20 protein-coding genes and 4 pseudogenes are annotated in these 22,702 nt (G+C 50.3%); 9 read left to right on the plus strand and 15 right to left on the minus strand.

From position 1 onward, the window contains the following. Positions 1–299 precede the first annotated feature (299 nt). The 3 genes and pseudogenes from SD961_RS15385 to SD961_RS15395 form a co-directional block, all read right to left on the minus strand. Positions 300–597: pseudogene (locus SD961_RS15385) on the minus strand (IS30 family transposase); the annotation flags it as partial. Between the two features lie 207 nt (positions 598–804). Next, positions 805–1,079: pseudogene (locus tag SD961_RS15390) on the minus strand (LysR family transcriptional regulator); the annotation flags it as partial. Positions 1,080–1,107: 28 nt separating this feature from the next. Beyond that, on the minus strand, positions 1,108–1,542 hold the full coding sequence (locus tag SD961_RS15395; RefSeq protein WP_318791224.1) for a rhodanese-like domain-containing protein: 435 nt from the start codon (positions 1,540–1,542) through the stop codon (positions 1,108–1,110). 95 nt (positions 1,543–1,637) lie between these two features. On the opposite strand from SD961_RS15395, the gene ftrA reads away from it, so the two are divergent. Beyond that, positions 1,638–2,606, plus strand: coding sequence for a transcriptional regulator FtrA (gene ftrA / locus SD961_RS15400; RefSeq protein WP_318791327.1), 969 nt, complete (start codon positions 1,638–1,640; stop codon positions 2,604–2,606). 250 nt (positions 2,607–2,856) lie between these two features. Here the strand turns inward: ftrA and SD961_RS15405 are convergent, their stop codons facing one another. Then, positions 2,857–3,588 carry an SDR family NAD(P)-dependent oxidoreductase gene (locus SD961_RS15405; protein WP_318791225.1) on the minus strand — a complete coding sequence of 244 codons (732 nt, stop codon included), beginning with the start codon at positions 3,586–3,588 and terminating at the stop codon, positions 2,857–2,859. A 99-nt stretch (positions 3,589–3,687) separates the two neighbouring features. On the opposite strand from SD961_RS15405, the gene SD961_RS15410 reads away from it, so the two are divergent. Further along, positions 3,688–4,068, plus strand: coding sequence for a helix-turn-helix domain-containing protein (locus tag SD961_RS15410; protein WP_318791226.1), 381 nt, complete (start codon positions 3,688–3,690; stop codon positions 4,066–4,068). 538 nt (positions 4,069–4,606) lie between these two features. Here the strand turns inward: SD961_RS15410 and SD961_RS15415 are convergent. Beyond that, on the minus strand, positions 4,607–5,128 hold the full coding sequence (locus SD961_RS15415) for a hypothetical protein (RefSeq protein ID WP_318791227.1): 522 nt from the start codon (positions 5,126–5,128) through the stop codon (positions 4,607–4,609). 319 nt (positions 5,129–5,447) lie between these two features. Beyond that, complete coding sequence (locus SD961_RS15420; RefSeq protein ID WP_318791228.1) at positions 5,448–6,206, minus strand: SDR family NAD(P)-dependent oxidoreductase; 759 nt, start codon at positions 6,204–6,206, stop codon at positions 5,448–5,450. A 144-nt stretch (positions 6,207–6,350) separates the two neighbouring features. Here SD961_RS15420 and SD961_RS15425 point away from each other — a divergent pair, with 144 nt between their 5' ends. Further along, the gene (locus tag SD961_RS15425; protein WP_318791229.1) at positions 6,351–6,932 is read left to right on the plus strand and encodes a TetR/AcrR family transcriptional regulator; all 582 of its coding nucleotides are present in this window, start codon (positions 6,351–6,353) and stop codon (positions 6,930–6,932) included. An 83-nt stretch (positions 6,933–7,015) separates the two neighbouring features. Here SD961_RS15425 and SD961_RS15430 read toward each other — a convergent pair. From SD961_RS15430 to SD961_RS15445, 4 genes and pseudogenes are all read right to left on the minus strand, one after another. After that, a pseudogene (locus SD961_RS15430) lies at positions 7,016–7,510 on the minus strand (IS110 family transposase); the annotation flags it as partial. Between the two features lie 800 nt (positions 7,511–8,310). Then, positions 8,311–9,954 (minus strand): carbohydrate porin, encoded by a 1,644-nt coding sequence (locus SD961_RS15435; protein WP_318791230.1) that lies wholly within the window; start codon positions 9,952–9,954, stop codon positions 8,311–8,313. A gap of 51 nt (positions 9,955–10,005) precedes the next feature. Continuing rightward, on the minus strand, positions 10,006–11,397 hold the full coding sequence (locus SD961_RS15440; protein ID WP_318791231.1) for a glycoside-pentoside-hexuronide (GPH):cation symporter: 1,392 nt from the start codon (positions 11,395–11,397) through the stop codon (positions 10,006–10,008). Positions 11,398–11,442: 45 nt separating this feature from the next. After that, complete coding sequence (locus SD961_RS15445) at positions 11,443–13,017, minus strand: sugar hydrolase (RefSeq protein WP_318791232.1); 1,575 nt, start codon at positions 13,015–13,017, stop codon at positions 11,443–11,445. A gap of 216 nt (positions 13,018–13,233) precedes the next feature. Between SD961_RS15445 and SD961_RS15450 the strand changes: the two genes are divergently transcribed. Beyond that, a complete protein-coding gene (locus SD961_RS15450; RefSeq protein ID WP_318791233.1) occupies positions 13,234–14,058 on the plus strand; it encodes a helix-turn-helix domain-containing protein in 825 nt (274 codons plus the stop codon). On the opposite strand, the gene SD961_RS21720 is transcribed toward SD961_RS15450, so the two are convergent. From SD961_RS21720 to SD961_RS21730, 3 genes are read right to left on the minus strand one after another with little or no spacing between them, the layout of a single operon-like run. Beyond that, complete coding sequence (locus SD961_RS21720; protein ID WP_412916693.1) at positions 14,033–14,416, minus strand: deoxyribodipyrimidine photo-lyase; 384 nt, start codon at positions 14,414–14,416, stop codon at positions 14,033–14,035. The two genes, SD961_RS15450 and SD961_RS21720, sit on opposite strands and share 26 nt — an antisense overlap. Next, entirely contained in the window at positions 14,413–14,535 is a 123-nt protein-coding gene (locus tag SD961_RS21725) for a deoxyribodipyrimidine photo-lyase (protein WP_412916688.1), read from the minus strand. The genes SD961_RS21720 and SD961_RS21725 overlap by 4 nt, the downstream gene beginning before the upstream one ends. 30 nt (positions 14,536–14,565) lie before the next feature. Further along, positions 14,566–14,661, minus strand: a complete 96-nt coding sequence (locus tag SD961_RS21730; RefSeq protein WP_412916689.1) for a hypothetical protein — start codon at positions 14,659–14,661, stop codon at positions 14,566–14,568. Between the two features lie 41 nt (positions 14,662–14,702). Between SD961_RS21730 and SD961_RS15455 the strand changes: the two are divergent. The 3 genes and pseudogenes from SD961_RS15455 to SD961_RS15465 all read left to right on the plus strand — a co-directional run. Then, a pseudogene (locus SD961_RS15455) lies at positions 14,703–16,336 on the plus strand (Tn3 family transposase); the annotation flags it as partial. Positions 16,337–16,839: 503 nt separating this feature from the next. Then, positions 16,840–17,493 carry a hydrolase gene (locus SD961_RS15460; protein WP_318791234.1) on the plus strand — a complete coding sequence of 218 codons (654 nt, stop codon included), beginning with the start codon at positions 16,840–16,842 and terminating at the stop codon, positions 17,491–17,493. Between the two features lie 293 nt (positions 17,494–17,786). After that, positions 17,787–18,659 (plus strand): LysR family transcriptional regulator, encoded by an 873-nt coding sequence (locus SD961_RS15465; protein WP_318791235.1) that lies wholly within the window; start codon positions 17,787–17,789, stop codon positions 18,657–18,659. A gap of 330 nt (positions 18,660–18,989) precedes the next feature. On the opposite strand, the gene SD961_RS15470 is transcribed toward SD961_RS15465, so the two are convergent. Further along, positions 18,990–19,895 carry a LysR family transcriptional regulator gene (locus tag SD961_RS15470; RefSeq protein WP_318791237.1) on the minus strand — a complete coding sequence of 302 codons (906 nt, stop codon included), beginning with the start codon at positions 19,893–19,895 and terminating at the stop codon, positions 18,990–18,992. Between the two features lie 212 nt (positions 19,896–20,107). Here SD961_RS15470 and SD961_RS15475 point away from each other — a divergent pair, with 212 nt between their 5' ends. Further along, positions 20,108–20,518 (plus strand): cupin domain-containing protein, encoded by a 411-nt coding sequence (locus tag SD961_RS15475; RefSeq protein WP_412916690.1) that lies wholly within the window; start codon positions 20,108–20,110, stop codon positions 20,516–20,518. A gap of 10 nt (positions 20,519–20,528) precedes the next feature. Next, positions 20,529–21,278: a carboxymuconolactone decarboxylase family protein gene (locus SD961_RS15480; protein WP_318791238.1), complete on the plus strand. Its 750-nt coding sequence runs from the start codon at positions 20,529–20,531 to the stop codon at positions 21,276–21,278. A gap of 455 nt (positions 21,279–21,733) precedes the next feature. On the opposite strand, the gene SD961_RS15485 is transcribed toward SD961_RS15480, so the two are convergent. Further along, entirely contained in the window at positions 21,734–22,618 is an 885-nt protein-coding gene (locus tag SD961_RS15485; RefSeq protein WP_318791239.1) for a LysR family transcriptional regulator, read from the minus strand. Positions 22,619–22,702: the final 84 nt, after the last annotated feature.

A 22,702-nucleotide genomic window follows, 5' to 3' on the forward strand; every position in this document is an offset into this window, starting at 1 on the left:
CCAGGCATCCACCCTGGAGTGCCTGGTCACGCCCGCTCGCCGCTTTTTTTTACGTTTTTCCCTTTAACATCAGTAAGTTAATTCTGATAACGGCCCGTTTCGCGCCCGGGCGCCCAGCAGTTTATTTACCGTCGTCCAGGTTATTTTCCCATATAGGGGATAATAGCCTGGAGAACCACGAGTCCCACCAAGGACGGTGGGCGATTTGTTTAAAGCGACATGTAAATTTCTTGACTTCATAATTATCACAAACCTCCAAAACCTTCCTTAAGCCCATCCCCACCTTAATGATAACTTTATATAATGGGATTTTTATAAATCGTTTCGTGAGACACATGCATTTCCTGATTATCGGGATAACAGCGTTTCAACCAGCCCTCTGGATATCTCCTCTCTTTCGTCAGGCGAAAGCGATAAACTGTGGCGTTTACGAACAGGAGGGCGGAATCCACCGGTTTGGTGGATAGTAGACATTACAGAAGAGTCATACCGATCGAACATTCTGGCGATATCATGCAAGGAATCACCTTGCTTATATCTGTCCCAGATAATCGCTTTCTGTTCTGGAGTGTAGTTACTACGTGTTCTTCGTTTCATGGCAACATCCTTCTCATTTAAGGATAGCGTTGCATCGACCCGTTAAACTCACAGTCAATAGCGGACGTTCATACTCAGGCCTGCCTGGTTTATCAAACGATATGTTTTTTACCGGGAGTCACCTGGATAAGAGGAATATCTTACGCTAAGCCTGTTTTTATACAGGCTAACTATCCACAGAAAATAACTAACGGTACCCGTTAGATCGCCTTCCTTGTTATCGAATTCCCACACATACATCCCACCCGGGCTGGTCATTCGCATATTGGTACAGTTCTGATGAACAAGAATTTTTGAGTGGGCGGAACGGCATGAATAGCAAAATATTCAGTCGAAGCCGCCATGCGTAACTGTGGCCTGATAGAGACTGCAATCATATCTTTGTCGATAGTATCTCCCAGACGGACTCCGGCATCATACCTGTCGGCAACGATATTACGAAAACCGTTGTTAGCATCCACCTCCAGTTTGATGTCCGGGTAGACCACTGCCCGAATATTTATTTAACTCTTAACATGCGCAGGAAATTCCATCAGTTTGAGCGGAGGGATTGATTCCCTGCAGGGGAAGGCCTTCGTCAAGCCAACCAGTAAGACCACCGATCATCTCTTTTACATGAAAACCCAAACCAGCCAAACGTACCGCTGCCCGGTGAACACCATTACAGTGCGGACCTGCGCAGTAGACAACAAATAAGGTATCGCCTGGAAATTCGGACATCCGCTCCTCAGTAATGGAACGAGTTGGAATATTAATTGAGCCTGGAACATGCGATATCGAAAATGCCTCATAACTCCTTACATCTACCAATACATAGTCGATATTGCCCAACTTCTGGCTTTGATGCACATCGGAACAATCGGTTTCAAAGGCTAAACGACGGCTAAAATGTTGCAGAGATTCCTGGGGCGTAGCGGGAGGTATTTCACTGATTAAGCCGGGCATAAGTAGTCTCTCTGGTCTGAAGGTGCATTGATTGTATTAAGCAGCTTGAGACTGATAAAGTGGCGTATCTGACAATAAGTGGTCATTTTCCGCCAATGTTAAATCAACCGGGTTTAGTGGATATTCTTGCCTATGACGGGCTTTGTACATTTGAGTTTGGTATTGCCGTAGAAATTTTTGGTCTTCCACGCCCTGAATTTAATTTTCCCTGGTATCAACACCGCATAGTGTCTGTTGATCCTTATCCAATGCAGGCAGCAGGAGGGATTCAGGTCGTGTCCAGTTTCGGACTGGAGGCTCTGAAGGATGCCCGAACCATTATTATTCCTGGCTGGCGTAATCGCGACGAAAGGCCACCTCAGGAATTACTGGACGCACTGTGTGATGCCTGCCATCGCGGAGCACGCCTGCTATCAATATGTTCAGGTGTCTTTGTTCTTGCCGCAGCAGGGCTGTTGGACGGGAAGCGCGCAACAACACACTGGAGATATACGGATGAACTGGCAGAGCGCTATCCCAGGATAACTGTTGATCCCAATGTTCTCTATGTCGATAGTGGCCAGCTCATCACATCGGCGGGTAGCGCGGCGGGTATCGATGCCTGTCTTCATTTGATTAGTCGTGATTACGGCATGCATGTTGCCAATATTGTTGCACGACGTCTGGTAATGGCTCCGCAACGTTCTGGCGGACAAACCCAATTTATACCTTCTCCCGTTGCACAAAAGCCTCGCGATGAAATTGCACCCGTACTTGAGTGGGTACTTCAAAATCTGGACAGTGCATTGTCGGTCAGTCAAATGGCGGAGAGAGCATTGATGTCAGAACGAACTTTTCTCAGGCGTTTCAGAGATGCGATGGGGACTACGCCGAAAGCATGGTTGCTGCAAATGCGAATGAACCTTGCGCGTGAATTACTGGAAAGTAGTAATCATAATAATGAGCAGGTTATGGAACGCTGCGGCTTCGGAACTATGGAAACTTTTCGGGCGGCGTTTCGTAAATCTGTTGGGATCTCACCTTCTTCCTACCGTAAAAATTTTGGAGGAACACGCACGGAATGAGTCAGTTTATCGGGTTCGCCCCTCGAGGTGATATCGCCTGACTAAGCTTGCAGCATTTTTAATCTGTAGATCCGCTTTTCGCTCATTGCCGCAGCATTCGCCTGAAGCGCATCTGTCCGGGCGCATAAATAAACGGGAATGTGAGCACGGGCATTCAGGTTAACAGTGATATAAAAGGCAAAACCGGGTATAGCCCGGTTCATCTTTTATTCAGCATTTCCCGGATCGTAGTGAAACTGAACCCGATTTATCAAACCTGAGTCAGCCCACCATCCACACAGATTTCTGCTCCGGCTATATAACTGCTTTCATCACTCGCAAGGAATAGGGCAGCATTTGCAACTTCTTCCGGTCTGGCCATTCTTGATAACGGAATTGCGCTGATTATCTCATTACGCAGCTCTTCGGAAGCTGCCTGCATCATCTCCGTATCGACAGGGCCAGGGGCGACAACATTAATGCGAATGCCTCGGGCGGAGAGTTCAGCTGTCCATGTGCGGGCAAAAGAACGAAGTGCCGCTTTACTGGCGCCGTAGACGCCATATCCTTTGGTACCAATGACATCGGCAATCGAACCTATCAATACTACACTCGCTCCCACTTTCATCAGGGGAAGTGCTGCCTGAAGAGCAAAAAGCGGTGAGCGTACATTCAGGCTGAAAGTCGCATCAAAATGTGCCGGGGTGACTTCATCAAGAGTCGAGTATTCCGCCATTCCGGCGTTGATGACCAGCACATCTATCTGGCCGGACTCCGCTTCTATCAACTCAACTATACGTGTCAGTTCGCTTATCTGGCTGACATCAGCACGTAGCGGCCTGGCATTGCCTTCTATGGTGTGGCCGGCTGCTTCTAACTCCTCGTTTCGGCGCGAGGTGAACCAGGTTGTTGCACCTTCACTGGCAAATCGCCGGGTGATAGCAAGCCCAATACCTTTTGCGCCGCCCAGTATCAGGGCAACTTTATTTTCTAACCTGTTCATCTGCAAACTCCGTCAGGGATGGAAAACAGATGATATAATTTTTATACTTAATAACAATTACGCACTTTGTTTATACCAGGTATCGCGGAGTATATCGCCATGAATCAGATTGACAGTAATAGCCTGACAGAAATAGGAAAAACCCGACCGGTCCTTGAGAACATAACCAATAAATGGTCGATTTTAATCCTTACAGTACTTTGTAGTGAACCCGTACGCTTCAATGAACTCCGCCGTCGGCTGGATGGGATTACGCACAAAGCCTTGTCTGATGCGCTTAAGCGGCTTGAGCGCAATGGGTTGGTGCATCGAAAGGTACTGCCTACTTCGCCAGTGAGTGTGGAGTACAGTCTTACAGCGCTGGCAAAGACGCTGCAGGAACCTTTTATTGCCCTGTACGAATGGGCGCTAAAACATGGGGCTGAAATGGGGCAGGCGCAGCTGGAATATGATACCAGGCATACGGAAGAGGTTTGCTGAAGAGTCGTAATGGTGAATAAAAGTGCGATGAACCGCTTAATTTTTCGGGCTTACGTCGAAAAATGTTCATTCCTGAAGCCACACTTCCTGACAGTGCCTGCTACGGCAGGCCATTCTTTATCAGAAGCGGCGACAGAGAGCATCTGGTCACACTTCCTGGACGCCCGCTGCGTTCCTGCCGCGACTTTATTACGGCCCTGTCCGGGCAATAAATAAACAGCTTTACATGCGAGCGCAGGCTTGCCCCGTAGCGCTGTTTGCAACATTCTGCTGTTTAATCATTACTTACCAACCAATCCAGCATGACCATCCTCCGGAACCATTACGTTTGTTCCTCGCGTTAAACAGCCAGAGAACTACTGCTATATGTCTGTTTCGCCGTGATGATGAAGGCTACTGATATTAACTGTTGGAGAAACTGAGTAGCTGATGATATGTCCGGGGAACAATTTGCTATGCTTTTACTGAAGGAACAGTAATTGATAAGCGAATTTATTGTACCCTTAAATTTATTTACAGAGTGTATGCATATTATAATTTAAAGCATTCTGAAGAGCAGAGGTGAACAGATCTTTTTTACATTCCAATATTTGACTTCATTTTTCTCATAATTTTTGACTACATTATCGGGGTTAGCGGAGGCACCAGGAACGAAATCAGCAGGCACCTGAACGGCTTTACTCCCTGAGGATATATAGTAATATTTCCCGGCATCAGGGATCAGGGATGAGTAAGAGCTTTTAATAAATTCTCCGCCATTTATTATCTGCGACACTGCATAAGTAACTCCTGGTTTAATTTTAACAACCACTATGTTTCCTTTAGCTTGAAAAACATTCGAGTCAAGTTCATGGCGATCGGACATATCATAACAACTATATTTACTGTCATAGGTATAGGAACCCAGGTAGATAGTGCCTACATTCCCCTGACTGTTAAGAACATACAACGTAGCAGCATCACTTCCACTGTAGTTTTTATAATCCAGAGGTAATACTTGAGCACACCCTGCGATTCCTGCAGAAACTACGAATAAAATAGCGGTTTTAATTAGTTTCATAGCGGCCTTTATAAGATGTTATGCCTTGCGCAATTTAAATATAATAATGTGTAAACAGAGGGTTTATCGGCAGTATTTGAATTTTCTTCAATTATTTTATTACCGTTCCTCTGCTTAGCGCGGTTATTATTCTCTGAATAACTGATGGCAGTTGCATCCATCGTTTGAACTTACAGCTCTAAACGGACGAGGCCGCCTGCGTCAGGCTGCCCTGTGCCAGAAGCGGACATTACCACTTAGCCACTACAACGCCGATACACAGAAGGTACACCAGCGCTGTAACGACTCAGCCGGGGAGATTTCCGGCTGAGAAGGGGGATTAAATACTCAGTCCGCCGGCGATATCGATAACGCCGCCGGTAATATAGCCGCCTTGCGGGCCCGCCAGGAAGACGACCATGGCGGCAACCTCTTCCAGCGTGGCGATGCGGCGGATAGGGTGAAGATCCATCAGCGATTCCGGAACCGATTCGCCCAGCGCCTCACGCGACATTTCCGTCGGCATGACGCCAGGCTGGATCACATTCACCGTGATATTTTTTCTGCCGAGATCCCGCGCCACGCCTTTTGCATAGCCCACAATAGCCGCTTTCGTTCCGGCATAGTCGGCGGCCCCAGTAAAGGGAACATGGCCGCCCAGCAGCGAGCCGATAAAGATAATTCGGCCTTCCGTCGACAGCACCTGCGCAGCGGCGCGGGTAACCGCGACGGGCCCCATGACGTTGGTTTGCCACTGCCGGTCGAGATTTAAGGTATCAAGCTCCGGGTCGTCCACCGTTTTACCCTGAACCGCGATGGCGGCGTTATTCACCAGAATATCGAGCTTGCCGAGTTGAGAAACCACTTCTTTAACCAGAGGTTGAGCGGCGGAAGTATCGGCCTGATCGCTCTGAATGGAGATAGCGCGCACCCCTTTTGCCCGCAGTTTTTCCACCACGGCTTCAGCTTTTATGCTGGAAGCCACATAGGTAATCGCCACATCTGCGCCCTGATCGGCGAACTGCCCGGCGATAACCGCGCCCAGACCGCGCGATCCACCTGTCACCAGCGCCACTTTACCCGTTAACGATTTCTGCATAACAAAATTCCTTCTGTAAATGAGTTACCCAGTTATGGGGAATTTGATATTTCATAACAATCATTACGTAATGAACGTTATGTAATTAGACTTCTGCCGTCAAGAGATTTAATATCGACCGTTATGAAATGATGAGGTCAGGTAATGGGTCGTAATCGCGAATTTGATGTAGAGCAGGCGCTGGATGCGGCGCTGGGCGTATTCTGGAGCAAAGGGTATGAGGGCGCGTCCTACTCAGATTTAACCAAAGCAACCGGAGTGGAGCGTCCTGCGCTGTATTCCGCCTTCGGTAATAAAGAGGCGTTGTTTCTGCGCGCGCTGGAGCGGTACTACGCTCATTATCTGAATTTCTTTCCTGCCGCGCTGGCACAACCGACGGCAAAGGCAGTGGCAGCATACGTTCTGCGTGCCGCAGCGAATTTGCAAACCCGATATCCCGAGCACACTGGCTGTCTGGGAATCAATGGCGCGCTGGCTTGTTCCGACGATGCGCAGTCGATCCAAAAGGCGCTGATCGCTGCGCGCGAAGAGGGAGAAGCGAAGCTGTGCGAACGTTTCGAACGGGCGAAAGATGAAGGCGATTTGCCACCGACGGCTGATAGTGCGGCGTTGGCTGCATATGTGTGCGCGGTGCTGCACGGAATGGCTATCCAGGCAAAAGCGGGATTTGGCCGGGACAAACTTGAAGCAATCATTAACCAGGCGTTAGCTGGCTGGCCTGCATAATTGAAGCGTTTCCCGGATAAGGCTAAAGCTAGCTCACTGACATATGTAAATCCTCGTTTGAAATGTCTGAAGCCTACTATTTAGACCACCTCTGCAGGCGTGTCGGCGCTCTGATACTTTTCCATGCGATTCTGCTCCCGGACGACATCACTGACCAGCACATCACGACGACGGAGCAGAGCTCTGAGATGACGTATCTCGGGGGGCCGGGGCATCCAGCGATGCGGTTTTTTAAGCAGTGCATAGCAGGCCAGCATATACGCATCCACCTTATCCGTTTTAGTCAGGATGCCCATCCCGCGGGCAAAATCCCGGCTGCGGTGCGGATTGGCCAGAGACACATGCCCACCGGCGTCATGCAGCGCCGTTGCCAGCTGTTCGTGGTAGACACCAGTTGCCTCCATCACAAAGTGAATATCTTCCGGCCCGCAATGCTGACGCCTGAGCCAGGCGAAGATAGCGGGTGAAGCATTGCTATCATTCTTAATCTTCTTCGTTTTAATGCGCCCCTGTATGCCGTCATACAGCATGCACAGGTCAAGGGTGCGCTTACTCACATCAATACCTACAGGAAACATACTTTTCCTCCTCTCACATTGGCCGTCACGCCTGTTCGCCTTGTTCATACGGAGTCGGGCTCCCGGTAACCGTTCAACATACTGTGCTGGCGTGAAAGGGGAAGCAGAGGGCCATTAGCTGCATAGCAAGATTCAGTTGTTGATTCAACTGATCTTCAGGGCGGGGCCGGTCGCATTCTGCTTCCGTGTGGTGGTAGCTAATCACTACGTAATTTTAGATACAAGGGCGGGGGATGGGATTGGTGGAACCTGTCAATGCAGGGCGACTGCGCCGCGCTACCGGCGACATTAACCAAAGCGATATACAAAACTATCTCTGTCGCTTTCATGCGTTTGCGCGCATAAGACCCCCAGGTAGCCCAGTTGGTGATTTTGAATTTTTGTTTTGCCACGTGATACCACCTGAAGGTCATGAATGTGATGATCTGATCCTGATTACGGCCAAAAGTTCGATTTATTCAATAAAGCCGATGACCTGCTGAGAGTATATCCTCTGCTATGGTTCAATTATTTAAAAAACAACGGAAAAGTGAAATTAGTCAGCAAGTTGATTGATTTACCGACCCGAGAAACACAGGAATAATAGAGGGTTTATTGCATTACAATTATCAATATTTCATTTTGTGAATTTTTTCATGGCTTCTGCTTTATGGACTGACTTTTAAATAGATAAAGTAGGGTGATGGATATTAAGTATTTATGGCTTTGCATTAATTTAAAGGTTGATACTATTGGGTAGTTCACCCATCTAGTGATGAGAAACTGTGACACATTACTTAAATATGTCACAGTTCCGCTATTTAAAACCAAATTTCCGTTTGCACACCAAAGTTCCAGTTACCACCTGAGGTGAAGCCAGCACTGCCGAAATCATCGTTCACAGCATAACGATCTAATTCTTTATCCCAGTTCATATAGGTCACAAAGAAACGAATTTCAGGTCGTGCTTTGATATCGAACACGTCACCAACTTTGAATGTCGGGGCAAACGTCAGTTTATAGAAATCGCCTTTAACTGACTGATAAGCGTCAATGTCTCCGTTATTATTATAGGTTCTTCCATTAGGATTAAGATCCATATACTGCCACGAGGCTTCGTAAAGTAAGGCGAAGTTCTGTGTAATGGCCTGGGAGGCACGAAGGTTGAATGTTGCCCAGTCATAACGGTCGCCACTGCGGTAACGATCCTCACTATGTTGTGCAATCACCGACGGCGCGATTTCCCAGTTTTTCGACACCGGCAGAATGCCGTACGAAGCGAACCTGACAGACGTTGCATCCCGGGTCAGATCACCATCGCTGCCTGGTTGCCGCGCTTCTGCGCCGAGACCCTCACCGAACTGCAAAGCACTTTCAGAACTGCCCGGCAATACGCCATAGAACCGCTCTTTATCATGATAAGCCAGCATCGCGTAATAGCCGTGCTGCGCGGTATTGTCACTGCGCAGGGCATAGCTGCCGGTGGTGGAGGTGTTGTCTTTCAGCTCATCGTTACCCTGTGCTGCCATGCCGGTCAGCATCAGCTGCCAGTTATCATAGAAACTGTTGGCGGTGAGCATGACGTTTTGCACATCGTTGTCGTTATAACGGTCACTGCCAAGATCGCCAAAATTGCGGGCATAAATGGAGAAATCGTTTTTGAAGTGTGGTGTCCATTGCACGTCATTAATCCCGCCACCTGTACCGCCGAGGAACATAATGTCGCTGTCAGTGAAGTGGATATCAAAGTTATCCCTGTCGAACCTTTTACCTGCCCAAAGGGTAGCGTTTTTAACAGGCCCGCTAAAACTCGGTAAGTCCGTCATTTCGACATAAAGTTGACGTACATTCAGATGATGACTGTCGTTATCCTGAACCCACGGGTCAGGGTTATTCGCCCCGTCGGCCAGCATCGTTTTAAAACGTGCTTTCGAGCCGTCATCAAATTGAAGATGTTTGATGAAGCTTAGTTCTACGTAATTATCTTTTTCATTCCCCAGTCGTCCGACATGGGCGTCGCCCCCTATTGAGCTGGCCGGAGATATGCCCGGCCCGCCTCTTGCGCCGCGCCCGTTGCCATTAATTAACATCCCGGAGCGGGCATAACCGGAAAACTCAAAACCATTATCTGCCGGGGTGCTCTTAGCTGCTGCCAGTGTAGTGTCATCAATTTTTTTACCGGTTGCCGCAGTCTGTGCTTCTACAGCGGATGTACGGTTTTCAAGTTGCTGCACCCGATTCTCAGCCACTTGTGCACGGCTATCGGCGTCACGTGTTTGCTGTTCTGCCTGCGTGACCCGTAACTGAGCCTGTCTGGCATCATGTTCGGCCTGATTTAATCGCTGTTCCAGTAAAGCCAGACGCTGCTCCACTGTTAGTGTATTTCCGGCCGCAAAGCTGATTGCTGGTGATGTCATGCCAATAAAAAAGCATGACATTCCTGCGTAAATTGTCGTTAGACGCATAGGAAACCTTTATTATTATCAGAGGTGAAGATTGAATGGTTTTTTTTTATCTCAAAGGTTATTCACTGTTTGTGGCTGAACCTTCTGTCCGGAACTAATTTCGTCGTCATTTTTTCTTTTATCCAGCTCGGATTTAATTTTCTCGTAATTATCATCGAGCCGGTAATAGCGACCTATCCAGAACATTGAGCAAAGGATCAGGCCAGCTGGGATATACAGATAACAGGCTTTGATGGCCAGAAGTGCGTGCGGATTTTGCGCATGATTGGCGACATAACCGCCAGCAGAGAGCAGGATGCCACTGATTGCGCCCGCGCCCGCCATGGCAACTTTACCCAGAAAACCGTTGATGGATGTCAGAATGCCCGCAGTATTAATACCGGTTTTCCATTCACCATAATCGACAGGATCAGCCTGCATTGAAAAATAGATTGCCGTGCGTTGTCCGGCACCAACAGATAATATCGTAGCCCCTGCCAGCAAACCGGTAATGGCGCTGCCGGAGAATATCATGATGATCATGCCTGCTAAATTAATCGCACAGGAGAATAAATAAACATGGCGTTTCTTCATTCTCGCCGCCATAAATGGCACGGTTAATGTGCCTAATAACGGAACGAAGGTTGAAATACCGGCAGCCACCGCCGTGATATTCGGATCACCGACATAATAATTAAAGAAATAGACCAGCGCTCCGGTCTGGAAAAAGAAAGCGCCCCACATCAGGAAAATATTCACGGCAAAAACAAACCACGGACGGTTGTGTCGCAGACTGGTCCATGCCCGTTTAAGGGTCATTCTTTCGTTCTGCACGTTGATGCTTTCTTTAACGTTAGCAAAGCTCAGTAACAGGAAAAGGATGGCAATCCCGCCGAAGATCATCGCGGTATACAGGAAACCGGACTGCTGATTGCCATTGCCGAGCGAATGCACTAGCGGCAGAGTAGCGACGGCGACAATGGTTGAGCCAAGGGATCCCATGACAATACGTACTGCGGAAAGCGTGGTACGTTCTTTCGAATCATTGGTGATAAAGGGCAGCATAGCGCAGAAGGGGATATTCACCAGCGTATAGAGGAATGACAGGCACAGGTAAGTCAGGAATGCATACCAGAGTTTGCCGGTCAGGCCGAAATCAGGGACATAAAATGCCATTACGCACAACAAACCAAAGGGCACCGCGCCAATCAGCAGATAAGGGCGGCAGCGTCCCCAGCGAGTGTAAGTATTGTCGATCACCAACCCCATCAGGACATCGGCGACGCCATCCACCAGACGGGTGACTAAGAACATCAGCCCGGCATAATAGGCGGGTAGCCCCAGAATGTCGGTATAGAAGAACATGAGATAGAGCGAAATCATTTGCCAGACGAGGTTGCAGGACAAATCCGCGATCCCATATCCCAGGCGTTGCCGCCATATGGAAAATGTCGTGTTTTGCATAATTTATTCTCTTCAGGGTGGAGGTTATTGTTATATTTTAAAAGGTTACAACCCGTATTTGCGAATGAAATAAGCGGGGGTACAGCTCCATGCATGACAGTAACTGTTAATCAACTTACTACCATACGGGGAAAAACCAGGGCGTTTCGGGTCGTATAATTCCCAGAACGTATCGGCACCGGCCTGAACCATGCCGCCCCAATATTTTTTTATTTCCTGTACTGCGCGGCCTGTTTCGCCCACGCTTATCAGCGCATCAATGAAATGGTGCATCATGTAGGGCGTATTCATGCCGGTTTCCGGTTGTGTCCTCAGCAGATTAGACATGACTCGCGCCCGCAATGCGTTTTCACCGACCCCGGCGAGTACCAGCCAGACCTGAGAGGCGCAGGAGATTTGCCTCTGTGCGCCGCTGACAAAAAAGCCTTTTTCTTCATCCCACAGCTCACGTCTGGCTGCGGCATCCAGATAACGGATCTGCTGATTCAGCCCGGTGACTTTGTCATGATCGCACCGCTGTGCCAGTTCAAGGCCTTTTTTAAGGCAGTAAATCAGCACACCCTGTGCAGGGGCCTGTTTATTCAAAGATTCATGCCAGTCGATAAAGGCCCACCAGTCCTCACTGTCGCGCAGGATGCCATTTTCGCCGACACGCTCAAGGGCCAGTTCAATCTGGCGCAATGCAGTTGGCCAGAGGTCATTCAGGGTCGTCAGGTCGTCTGTTGCAGCAACGTAGTCGGCTAGCGTGGCGACAAAAAACAGGGCGTAATCGAGCAAAAACGTATCGTCTGCAATGACATCGGGCTTCATAAACAAATTCGAAGAAACCATTCCATCTTCGCGTGTGACGCCGGCGAACAAATACAGGCAGCGCCTGACCAGATCGTTCTGGCCGTAGGTCTGGTAATTCACCTGCGCCTGTAAGCGTAAATCACCGAGCCATAACCGGCGGTCGCGTTTCGGTCCGTCCTCAAATACGTCCTGCATGCAATTACGCAGGGTCAGTACGCTGACCTGATCGATATGCTCCAGAAGGGCATCCGGGTGATTGAGACTGACCAGTGTGGAGGGATCCGCTGACGTCACCGTGGTGAGATGAATGTCACTAAGCCGCAGTGTAAATTTCGCTGACGTTGATATCACTTTGATTTTGACGTAGCGACAGCAATAACGGCGTGGCAGGCGGACCAGCTCCGGCAATACATCCAGATAGATATCTTCCTGCTGCAACCAGCTGCTACTCAGCCAGCCATCATAATCACTGAAGGGTTCGGCGACTTCCGCGGGGGTTTCACCAAAAATAAATTGCAGATGTGCAGGGGCGTCAGGCGGGCTTCCGGCGGCCTCACAGCGCAGGCCGAAGTAACCGACGCAATGCATACCGAAATCGACAACGATTTCTTCCCCCGCTGCAAGTTCCCGGTTTGCCAGACTGGCAGGCGCACCGCAGATTTCGGTACGCCATCCGTGGACCTGTGACGCATCGGCGACCGCTTTTACCAGACTGACTGCCGCACAGTGGCTCTGTTGTAATCTAGGTACGAGGTTGGCTGCGGTAGACAGAAAATGGGTGTTGCGCTGAAAAATCACTTCACTGTTTCTTTGAATTCCCTGGGACATGCCAGATTCCTGATCGGTGTTATTGTGGCATTCAGTGTGCGCCTGACGGGATCGGCCAGCTATTCTGTGATTGCCAGCCTGACGGCAGAAATGGCAGCCTGGGTGGGGTAGTTACGGCGATGTTCACAAATTTCGAAAACAGATTCGCCTCCCTGAGGGCAATGATTTATGTTGACTGCCTGACCGGATTTGCGAACGATAAGAGATAGCGTCCCTATGGAAAAGCTCAGAGTTGAAGCCTATTTTCCGTCAGTTGATGAGAAACTGTCGGTCTATTCCAGTGACCCGGAAGATAATAACAGTGAGCATTGTCATGATTTTAACGAACTGGTGATTGTGGATAGCGGACATGGTCTGCACGTGATTAATGGCAAGCCCATTTTTATTCAGGAAGGGGATGTTTTTTTAGTCAGCGACAATGACTACCATTTCTATGATGAGCTAGGCACGCTGAAGCTGATCAACGTGCTTATCAACCCGCAAACTAAGTTCAATTATCTGACCAACACCGAGGGATTACTCTCCCGCTTTTCAGCCAGTGAAGGCGGCCATTACGGTTGGTTATTGCCTGAAGTAAAAAATCATTGCCGAAATCTTGTCGGCCAGATGTTTGCCAGCACCCCTGGCCGTGATCAGGGAATCTGTGCACTGAAGCAGGAAGGGCTTTTTTTTCAGCTGATCATGAATCTGGTGAATCAACAGGAAACTGCGCATCGTAATCACACTCAGTACAAACTGCATCGTCTACTGCGTTATTTGCAGGAACACTGTTTTACGGAGATTAGCTGGACGTATGTGGCGGACGAGTTTTTGCTGACGCAACGAACGTTGTTTCGTCGCATAAAGGAAACCACCGGTATGACGCCTGAAAACTACCTGAAAAGATTACGGCTGGTTTCGGCAAGGGTAAGAATAAAAAATACCGAAACCTCTATCACTGATATTTCATACATGTGTGGCTTTTCAAATAGTAATCACTTCACAACCTCATACAAAAAGGTTTTCGGGTTGACACCTAGTGAAGAACGTAAAGGAAAATGAATACTACGCCGATGTATAAGGGGACCGCCTGGAAAACGAACTCTATGGTCACTCCCGTTTTTGCAACACCAATTTTGACGGGCCTGCATACGCCGTTCTGGGCGTACTGAAACCAGTCACAACCCTGCGTACGGCACCATGCAGAAACGTCTTTATCATAATCAAAGGTCCACAGATTGCCAGTCTCTTCGTGACTGTGCAGAACAAAGCTACCGATCTGCCGACGCAATTCAGACAGTGCACCTGTTACGGTGCCGTTCATCACAGTCAGGTGCCCGCCAATGCCGTGGAGCTGCGTGGACAGATCGTTCAGAGATTCACAAATAAACAGCCACTGGCGGTTGCTGGTATCTTTCAGGACCCAGTAATCGGGTCAAATACGTACAAGCACAGAACCGGTCCTGCATTACAGGCACGGGACAGCGCCTCATTATCAAATGTGCGCAGATCGCGCTTAAACCGGACCACCTGAAGCATAATCCAGCATCCAGTTTTAATTTAAGGGCTCTACGCCGCCTTGTCCCGGTAATAGTCACAGTAGGGCGATACGGGACACTCTGTGCAGCGGGGGGAGCGGCTTGCAGATGTTGATGCCGACGGCAATCAGCCATTCATGTGCGTGTTTTTTAAACTCCGCGGGCGTAACCCTGGTCGAAGCAACAACGCTTGCAGACAGGGCGGTCTTTTCTGCGTTTAACGCGCAGCTTGAGCCGGGACATAAAGCTGCGCTGGACCGTCTGCTGGTATCTGAGGGTGAGCAACTTTCACGGCTGGCCTGGTTGCTCCAGCCTCCGGGGAAAATTAATGGTAAAAATGTCCTGCAACATATCGACCGGTCAAATTCGATTGAGTCGCTGGCACTGCCTGGCGACATTGCGCTTTCCGTTCACCAGAACCGGCTCCTGAAACTCGCACGCGAAGGCAGGAAAATGAGTAGCCGCGACCTGGCAAAATTCACGGATGTTCGCCGTTATGCCTCGCTGGTTTGTGTCATATCGGAAGCAAGGGCCACCCTGACAGACGAAGTTATTGAGCTGCACGAGCGTATTCTGGGGAGTCTGTTCAGCAGGGCAAAACGCGCGCAGGCCGAACGACTCCAGCAAATGGGAAAGCTGATTCAGAGTAAGCTGAAGCAATACGTTACCGTCGGGCAGGCATTGCTTAACGCCAGAGAGTCCGGTGAAGATCCCTGGGCCGCAATAGAAGACGTTCTTCCCTGTCAGGAATTCATCAACAGCGTGGAAGAGTCGCGGTTCCCGTCACGTAAGGACGTTGCATCTGATCACAGAAGAATACAGTACGCTGCGTAAATACGCCCCCCGGATGCTATCCGCGTTGCATTTCATGGCTGCACCCGCCGCAATGCAACTCTGTGATGCGCTGGATACCGTCAGAGAGATGTATCGAAAACAACTCCGAAAAGTACCGCCTTCCGCGCCAACCGGGTTCATCCCTGAAAGCTGGAGAAAGGTTGTGATCACCTCCTCCGGCATTGATCGTAAATATTACGAATTTTGCGTGTTGAATGAACTGAAGGGAGCCTTACGTTCTGGTGACATCTGGGTAAAGGGATCTCGTCGCTACAGGAATTTCGATGATTATCTGATCCCGTCTGGTGATTTTGAAAAATCACTCCGGGATAACCAGCTACCCCTTGCTATTCCTACCGATTGCCATGAATACATCGAAAGTCGTATGCCACTTCTGGCATCGCGCCTGGAGGAAGTGAATGCGATGGCGCTGGTCGGTAATTTGCCCGATGTTGATATATCGGATAAAGGCGTGAAAATTACCCCGCTGGATAACAGTGTCCCTTCAGCAGTATCCCTTTTGCCGATCTGGTTTATGCCATGCTGCCTCACCCTAAAATTACTGAAAAACTGGATGAAGTGGACGGCTGGACCGGTTTTATCAGCCATTTCACCCATCTCAAAAATCATCACGTCAGACCTAAAGACAGAAAGTTGTTACTGACCACCATCCTGGCCGATGGCATCAATCTTGGGCTGACAAAATGGCTGAATCCTGTCCGGGAACGACCAAATCGTCCCTTGAGGGTATTCAGGCTTGGTACATCAGGATAGAAAGAGCCATTCATTCTCTGAAGCGAAAAAGGATCCCATTAAATGAACAGCTGATTTCTCATCTGTCCCCGCTGGGATGGGAGCACATCAACCTGAGTGGGGATTACGTCTGGAGAACAAACCTCAAGCTGGGACAGCGGAAATACCGTTCGTTACGCTCAGTAGATAGCAGCCTGTACAAAAAACAGGCTTAGTGTAGGGTATTTCCCGTTTTCCAGGCGGACCCCATTAGTTAAGTAACTGTCTGATATATATAAACATGGGGTTGTACGTCGGAACCGCCGAAATTTCCGTGATGCATAATTTTGGCGTTCAGCGGCCTGTACGTAAGACCGACGTCAATCGGACAGCAAAGAAATAGCCGATTAGAGCGGGAAATCACTTATTGCAATGTCTCAAATAGCTGGTACGGATAAATTCTCACTCATGGCTCCATAATCGTACACATAAGCACACACCAAACATGCTTCAAAAATCGACTAATTCGTAGTGCCGGAAATTTCGGCGGTTCCGGCACAGAACCCCTGTTACCAAAGGCGCTGGGGTAGCGTTCCACTTTATGCGACAGAGTAAGTCAGGAAAGGGCGCTACCACATGCAGAGGAGAAGTGCCAGTATCTGAATCAGGCGGTGCCGGAGACTGCACAGGCCTTAAGACCACATCAACCTCACTCAAAACGGTAACAGAGGACACATGTATGACCTTTCGCAACGGCCTTAATTCGCTTCTTCGCCCTGAAAATTCCGTACTGGTTCTGATTGATCACCAACCTTACCAGCTCACCAATCTGAACAGTCACGATCCGCACGCGGTGGTCAACAATTCTACCGCCCTGGCGAAAGCCGCCAAAGTCTTTGGGGTTCCGACAATCCTGACGAGTGTGATTTCCGAACGTGGCGGTCTTATTTTTCCGCAAATCACTGACGTATTCCCCGGCCAGGAGGTGATAGACCGGACGTTCATCAACACATGGGAAGATCCAAAAGTGGTAGATGCTGTTAAGGCGACGGGTCGCAGGCAACTAATCATCGCCGGGCTGTGGACCGAAATTTGTGTCGCGATGCCGGCAATCCAGGCCGCCGGTGAGGGCTGGGATGTGACAGTGATTACTGACGCATCGGGTGCAGTCTCGGTCGAGGCGCATCAGGTAGCCATACTCCGTATGACCGAAGCCGGGGTAAATATGATGACCTGGATGGCGCTGGCAGCGGAGTGGCAGCGCGACTGGGCCAGGACGGAGAGTGCCGCAGAACTGAATAAGGTGTTCATTCAGCACTCAGCGGGTAGCGGTATTGCATACTTATGGGAGCAGCAACTGCTCAATACCCCGATACCGGGCAACACAGACTGATGCGAGGGGGGAAGCCGGATCGTCCTGGATGTGCCTTTATCGATTGATGGCAGCGATCCGCACGGACTCACTAAGACAGAGGCAGGTGACGTCAACACTGGCCTCATTTTTTCCTTCCGGCTGAACCCTTCTTTATCGTAAAACCGTCCGAAGCAGCACATCATATCTGCCTTTCGTGCAAGGTCGATTCCGCTGCGCATCAAGGCGCTTAATAAATGGACACTCCTGTGCCAACTGGTAATAATGGAACCCGGCTGTTCCAGGCACGGCAATGCCTCAACAGGGGACACTACATGGACATTGATGAGCTACTCACCTTCGTAGAAGTCGCTGATACGGGTGGAGTTTCGCCTGCTGCACGCAGGCTCGGTGTTTCCAAATCCATTGTCAGCCGACGGCTCGCCCGGCTTGAAGCAGATCTTGGCGTCCAGCTTCTGGTGCGGACAACCCGCGGTGCCGCTCTCACGGAAGCGGGAAGCACATTTCGGGATTATGCCGCCAGAGCATGCGCCGAAATTGAGGCAGCAAGGGAAACCCTCCTCCCGGCCGGCGAGCTTCATGGCCGTTTGCGGGTGGCCGTATCGCTTTCTTTCGGTCCTGTGCACTTCGCCCCTGTCCTTGCAAGAATGGCGCTAAACCACCCGCGACTCCATATTCATCTCTCCTTTAGCGACCAAATTGTTGATCTCATAGCAGAAGGTTTCGATTGTGCCATTCGGGTGGGCTACCTGCCGGATTCTAACCTGATGGTAAGGCGCGTCGGGCCGATTTACGGAAAACTAGTGGCGAGCCCGGACTACATTAAGGTGCACGGTGCGCCTGAAAACCCGGAAGAGCTGGTTAATCATCAGGCCCTGATGCAGGGAACGGAAGCCTGGAAGTTTATAGATGGTGAGAAAATTGTGACGGTGAATCCTCGTGGGCGTTTCAAAGCCGACAACGCGACAGCCCTCGCCGCTGCCGCAATAGAAGGACTCGGCATTGCCTGGCTTCCTGATGGTGTGACCCGTCCCCACCTGGTCTCGGGCGCACTGGTGTCGATAATGACACGCTATCCACCGCCGTCGGCCGGCGTATATGTCGTTCGTCCACCGGGTCAGCATCCGGCGCAGAAAGTCAAGATCCTCACTGACATGCTAATCGCGTGTTTTAAAGGCTATGAGTAATAGAGCGCCCTCACTGGCCGGATAGTCGGCCCTGATGCCCAGTCTGTCCGGCTCCTCTCTGAATTATCCTTGGTCATCCAGACTTTTACGTCACTACTGTCAGACATTTTTGCAGGTCTAACGTCCGCTCCTCGCTCATAGCGGACCTGGCCTCGCCTTAGTCCGCTTTGTGCCAGGAGCGAACAGCGAAATATTTTACCCTAAGCCTGTTTTTATACAGGTTACCCTCCAAAGAGAATAACTAACGCTACCCGTTCGTTCGCCTTCCCTGACTGTTAAACAGATCCCGTTTATGGCAGCAACCCTCTCCTTTAGAGAATTATGTGGTAATCACTCTGATTCTCTTTGCGGGTATCGCAGCGCACTGATAACTTCAGAAAGTGCCGGAGCCATCTGGCGCCGGTTGGCATAATAAAGATGATAGCCCGGAAAATGGGGCCACCACTCTTCAAGCACCGCTATTAACTCTCCTGATGCAATATAGCTTTGCGCCAGATCCAGCGGAATATAGGCAAAACCCATGCCGTCCAAAGCTGCCTGTAGCATAAGATAGGTATTGTTAAAAACAGTCTGTCCCTGCACACGCACAGATAACTTTTTTCCGTCTTTCTCAAAGTCCCACGCGTAAAGTCCCCCGCGTGTCGGCAGCCTCAGGTTAATACACTGATGCGCAGTCAAATCACCGGGTATTTCAGGCCGTTTTTTTCCGTTAAGGTATTCCGGCGAGCAGACCACCGCCATGTGAAAGTCAGGCCCGATCCTTACGGCGATCATATCTTTATCCACGATATTGCCTACCCGGACGCCGGCATCAAACTGTTGTGCCACGATATCCGTAAGCGCATAGTCAACGCTCAGCTCAACCTGAATCTCCGGATAGTGCTTCAGCAGGGCCTGTAGTCGCGGCCAGAGCACAGAGACAATGGCATGATCGTGCGCGGTAATCCGTACAACTCCTGCAGGTTTCTCACTCAGAGCGCGAAGAGAAGCCAGTTCACTGTCCAGCTCACTTAACATCGGCTGCAACCTGTTATACAGACGCATACCGGCCTGCGTCAGCGAAACACTGCGCGTTGTGCGCGTCAGTAACCTGACGCCAAGCCGTGCCTCCAGAGCCGTAATGGCGTGGCTCAGGCCTGAGCGGGACATACCGAGCTGAGCGGCTGCACGGGTAAAATTTCTCTCACGCGCCACAATCAGAAAGGCGCGCAGGTCGTTCAGATTTTCAAAAGTCATTGTTGCATCCTGTGCACATACGCATTCATATTTGCCCATCTTATCAACCAATCCCTTTCGTTCTAAACTGAATGTCGTATTAACAGGCAGGACACCTCTCCCTGGCTTATTTCACCACACTGACAAACGGAGTTCGTATGAAGAGACTTGCCGCTGCTGCTATCTCCCTTGCGCTTTCTGTTTCAGCTGTTTATTCAAAGGAGCACTCACCCATGATTACCGTAATGCAAAGTGGAGCAAAACCCTCTGTTAAAGGCCCGGCGGAATATTTTACCGGAACGGTCCGTATTGACTCCCCGTTTCAGGGTACTGAACCTGCACGCACAGGCGGGGCAACCGTTACCTTTGAACCCTCTGCCCGCACGGCCTGGCATACGCATCCGCTCGGCCAGACGCTGATTGTCACTGCCGGTTTGGGTCTTGTGCAGGAGTGGGGCGGAGCCGCACGCGAAATCCGGCCCGGAGATATTGTGTGGATACCCGCAGGCGTGAAGCACTGGCACGGTGCAGCGCCTGAAACAAGCATGTCGCATATCGCTATTGCCGAGGCGCAGGAAGGTAAAGTTGTTGACTGGATGGAAAAGGTAAGCGACGAGCAGTACGCGTCATCTGAAAAATCGTAAGGATAACAAGATGAGGCGAGGCATTAATTCTGCGCTGCTCTTCTGCGCTGCGCTGGCGGCTCCCGTCAGCTATGCCGCAGAGACCTCTGAACCTTCTGTAGAGAGGAATAAAACTATGAATCAACAACAGGCGCAATCCCTGACCCTGCAGCAAAAGCATATCGCGGTTATCGCAATGTATGCTGCGACAGGGGATATGCCTCAACTCAGCGCTGCCCTTCAGCAGGGTTTAGATTCCGGGCTGACCGTCAGTGACTGCCGGGAAGTCCTGGTCCAGCTTTACGCTTATGCCGGCTTTCCCCGCAGCCTGAACGCGCTGGGCGAGTTGATGAAAGTCGTTGATGCCCGCAGAGAGAAGGGAATAGAGGATGTCGAAGGCAATCCGCCGCGACCGCTGCCAGAGCCAGATGAGATGCTTGCTGTAGGCACCCGAAACCAGACATCGCTGGTTGGCAACTCTGTAAAAGGGCCTCTTTTCGACTTTGCCCCTGCCATCGATCGCTATCTGAAAGTGCATCTGTTTGGGGATATCTTTGCCAGGGATAACCTTGACTGGAAAAATCGCGAGCTGGCTACAGTAGGCGCGCTGGCAGGCATGAGCGGCGTGGAGTCTCAGCTGAAAGCCCATCTGAGTATAAGTATGAACACAGGGCTTACTTATTCTCAGCTCGCCGGGCTTATCCCGCTTTTTGAAGATAAGGGGGAAAAAGATACTGCAGAACGCCTGCGGGTGGCACTCGATTCTGTACGTGCTGATTAATATGCGCCTCCGCTCCGCAGGTGAAAGAGTAGGGTAAGTGCTGTTCTGCTGCCGGAACAACAGCCTGCTCACCGAATTATCAGGGCGATAAACCTGTGAACGCTGGTGGTCTTTTCCATAATGGAAACCCGGAAAGAAGCCATGGACGGCGCAGGTCACAAACCGCCCCGACAACTTCAGCGAAGTCGCTGCTGCCTTCCTCTGGTTTTGTAGTGCCGGGGCAAATTTTGTGATGGGTATTGGCTTACCCTTTGATGGCGGTTTTACTGCCAACTGAGGCCATAAATACCTGAGGCAGGGAGCCGGGCTGCCCGTTCATGTGTCAGCTCTTACCTCTGCCGGGCATCTTTATCCCCGGTTCTGCTCGTATCCGCAGGCGGCTTCAGCCTGCCGGTGACAATTAGCGTAGCTTACGCTCAGATCAGAACCCTTCAGCGGCGTTAATCTCCCTCTCTCTATCTCCGAAGCGCATCCAGAACCAGTGAAAACGCGGGGGAAGACTGTTTCCTGCTGGGATAGTAAAGATAATATCCCGGAAAAGGTTCGCACCACTCTTCCAGAACGCGGATCAGACGACCTTCTGCGATATGCGTACCAAACTCTTCCTCGGGTAAAAAGGCTATTCCCAGCCCGGCAAGGGCGGCATCAGTCATATGCGCCGTTGTATTAAATGTCAGCTGGCCCTCAACGCGCACGTTTACCGGCCCGTCTTTACTATCGAATTCCCACACATAAATCCCGCCCGAACTGGTCATTCGCATATTGATGCAGTTGTGATGCACAAGGTCTTTTGGGGTGAGCGGAACGTCATGAGCAGCAAAATATTCAGGCGAAGCCGCAGCAGCCATACGCAACTGTGGCCCGATAGAGACCGCAATCATATCTTTGTCGATGGTATCTCCCAGACGGACTCCGGCATCAAACCTGTCGGCAACGATATTACGAAAACCGTGGTTAGCATCAAATTCCAGTTTGATGTCCGGATAGTCGCGCAGTAGCGGGGCAAGTTTTGGCAACAAAATGGTGTGGAGTACGCTGGGGCCGCAGGTAATACGCACCGTTCCTGCCGGTTTATCGCGAAGTTCAGTGAGCATATCCAGCTCGGCTTCAATTTCATCAAAGCGGGTGCCAATCGCCAGCAACAATCGCTCTCCGGCAGCGGTCAGCGAAACACTGCGTGTGGTGCGCGTAAGAAGGCGGATTTTCATCCGATTTTCCAGCCCGGTAATGGCCTGGCTGAGCGCCGGCTGCGTTACGCCCAGCTGGGCAGCGGCACGGGTAAAGCTTCCCTCGCGCGCCACCGTAATAAAAGCCATCAGGTCATTAAAATTACGCTTCATCACCACTTTTCCGCATCATTTATAAATTTTACTTATAAAGCTATTAAGTATCTATTAGCGGTTAAGCATACGCCATGCCTGTAG

It is taken from the genome of Erwinia sp. MMLR14_017 (assembly GCF_033657285.1).
Taxonomy (GTDB): domain Bacteria; phylum Pseudomonadota; class Gammaproteobacteria; order Enterobacterales; family Enterobacteriaceae; genus Erwinia.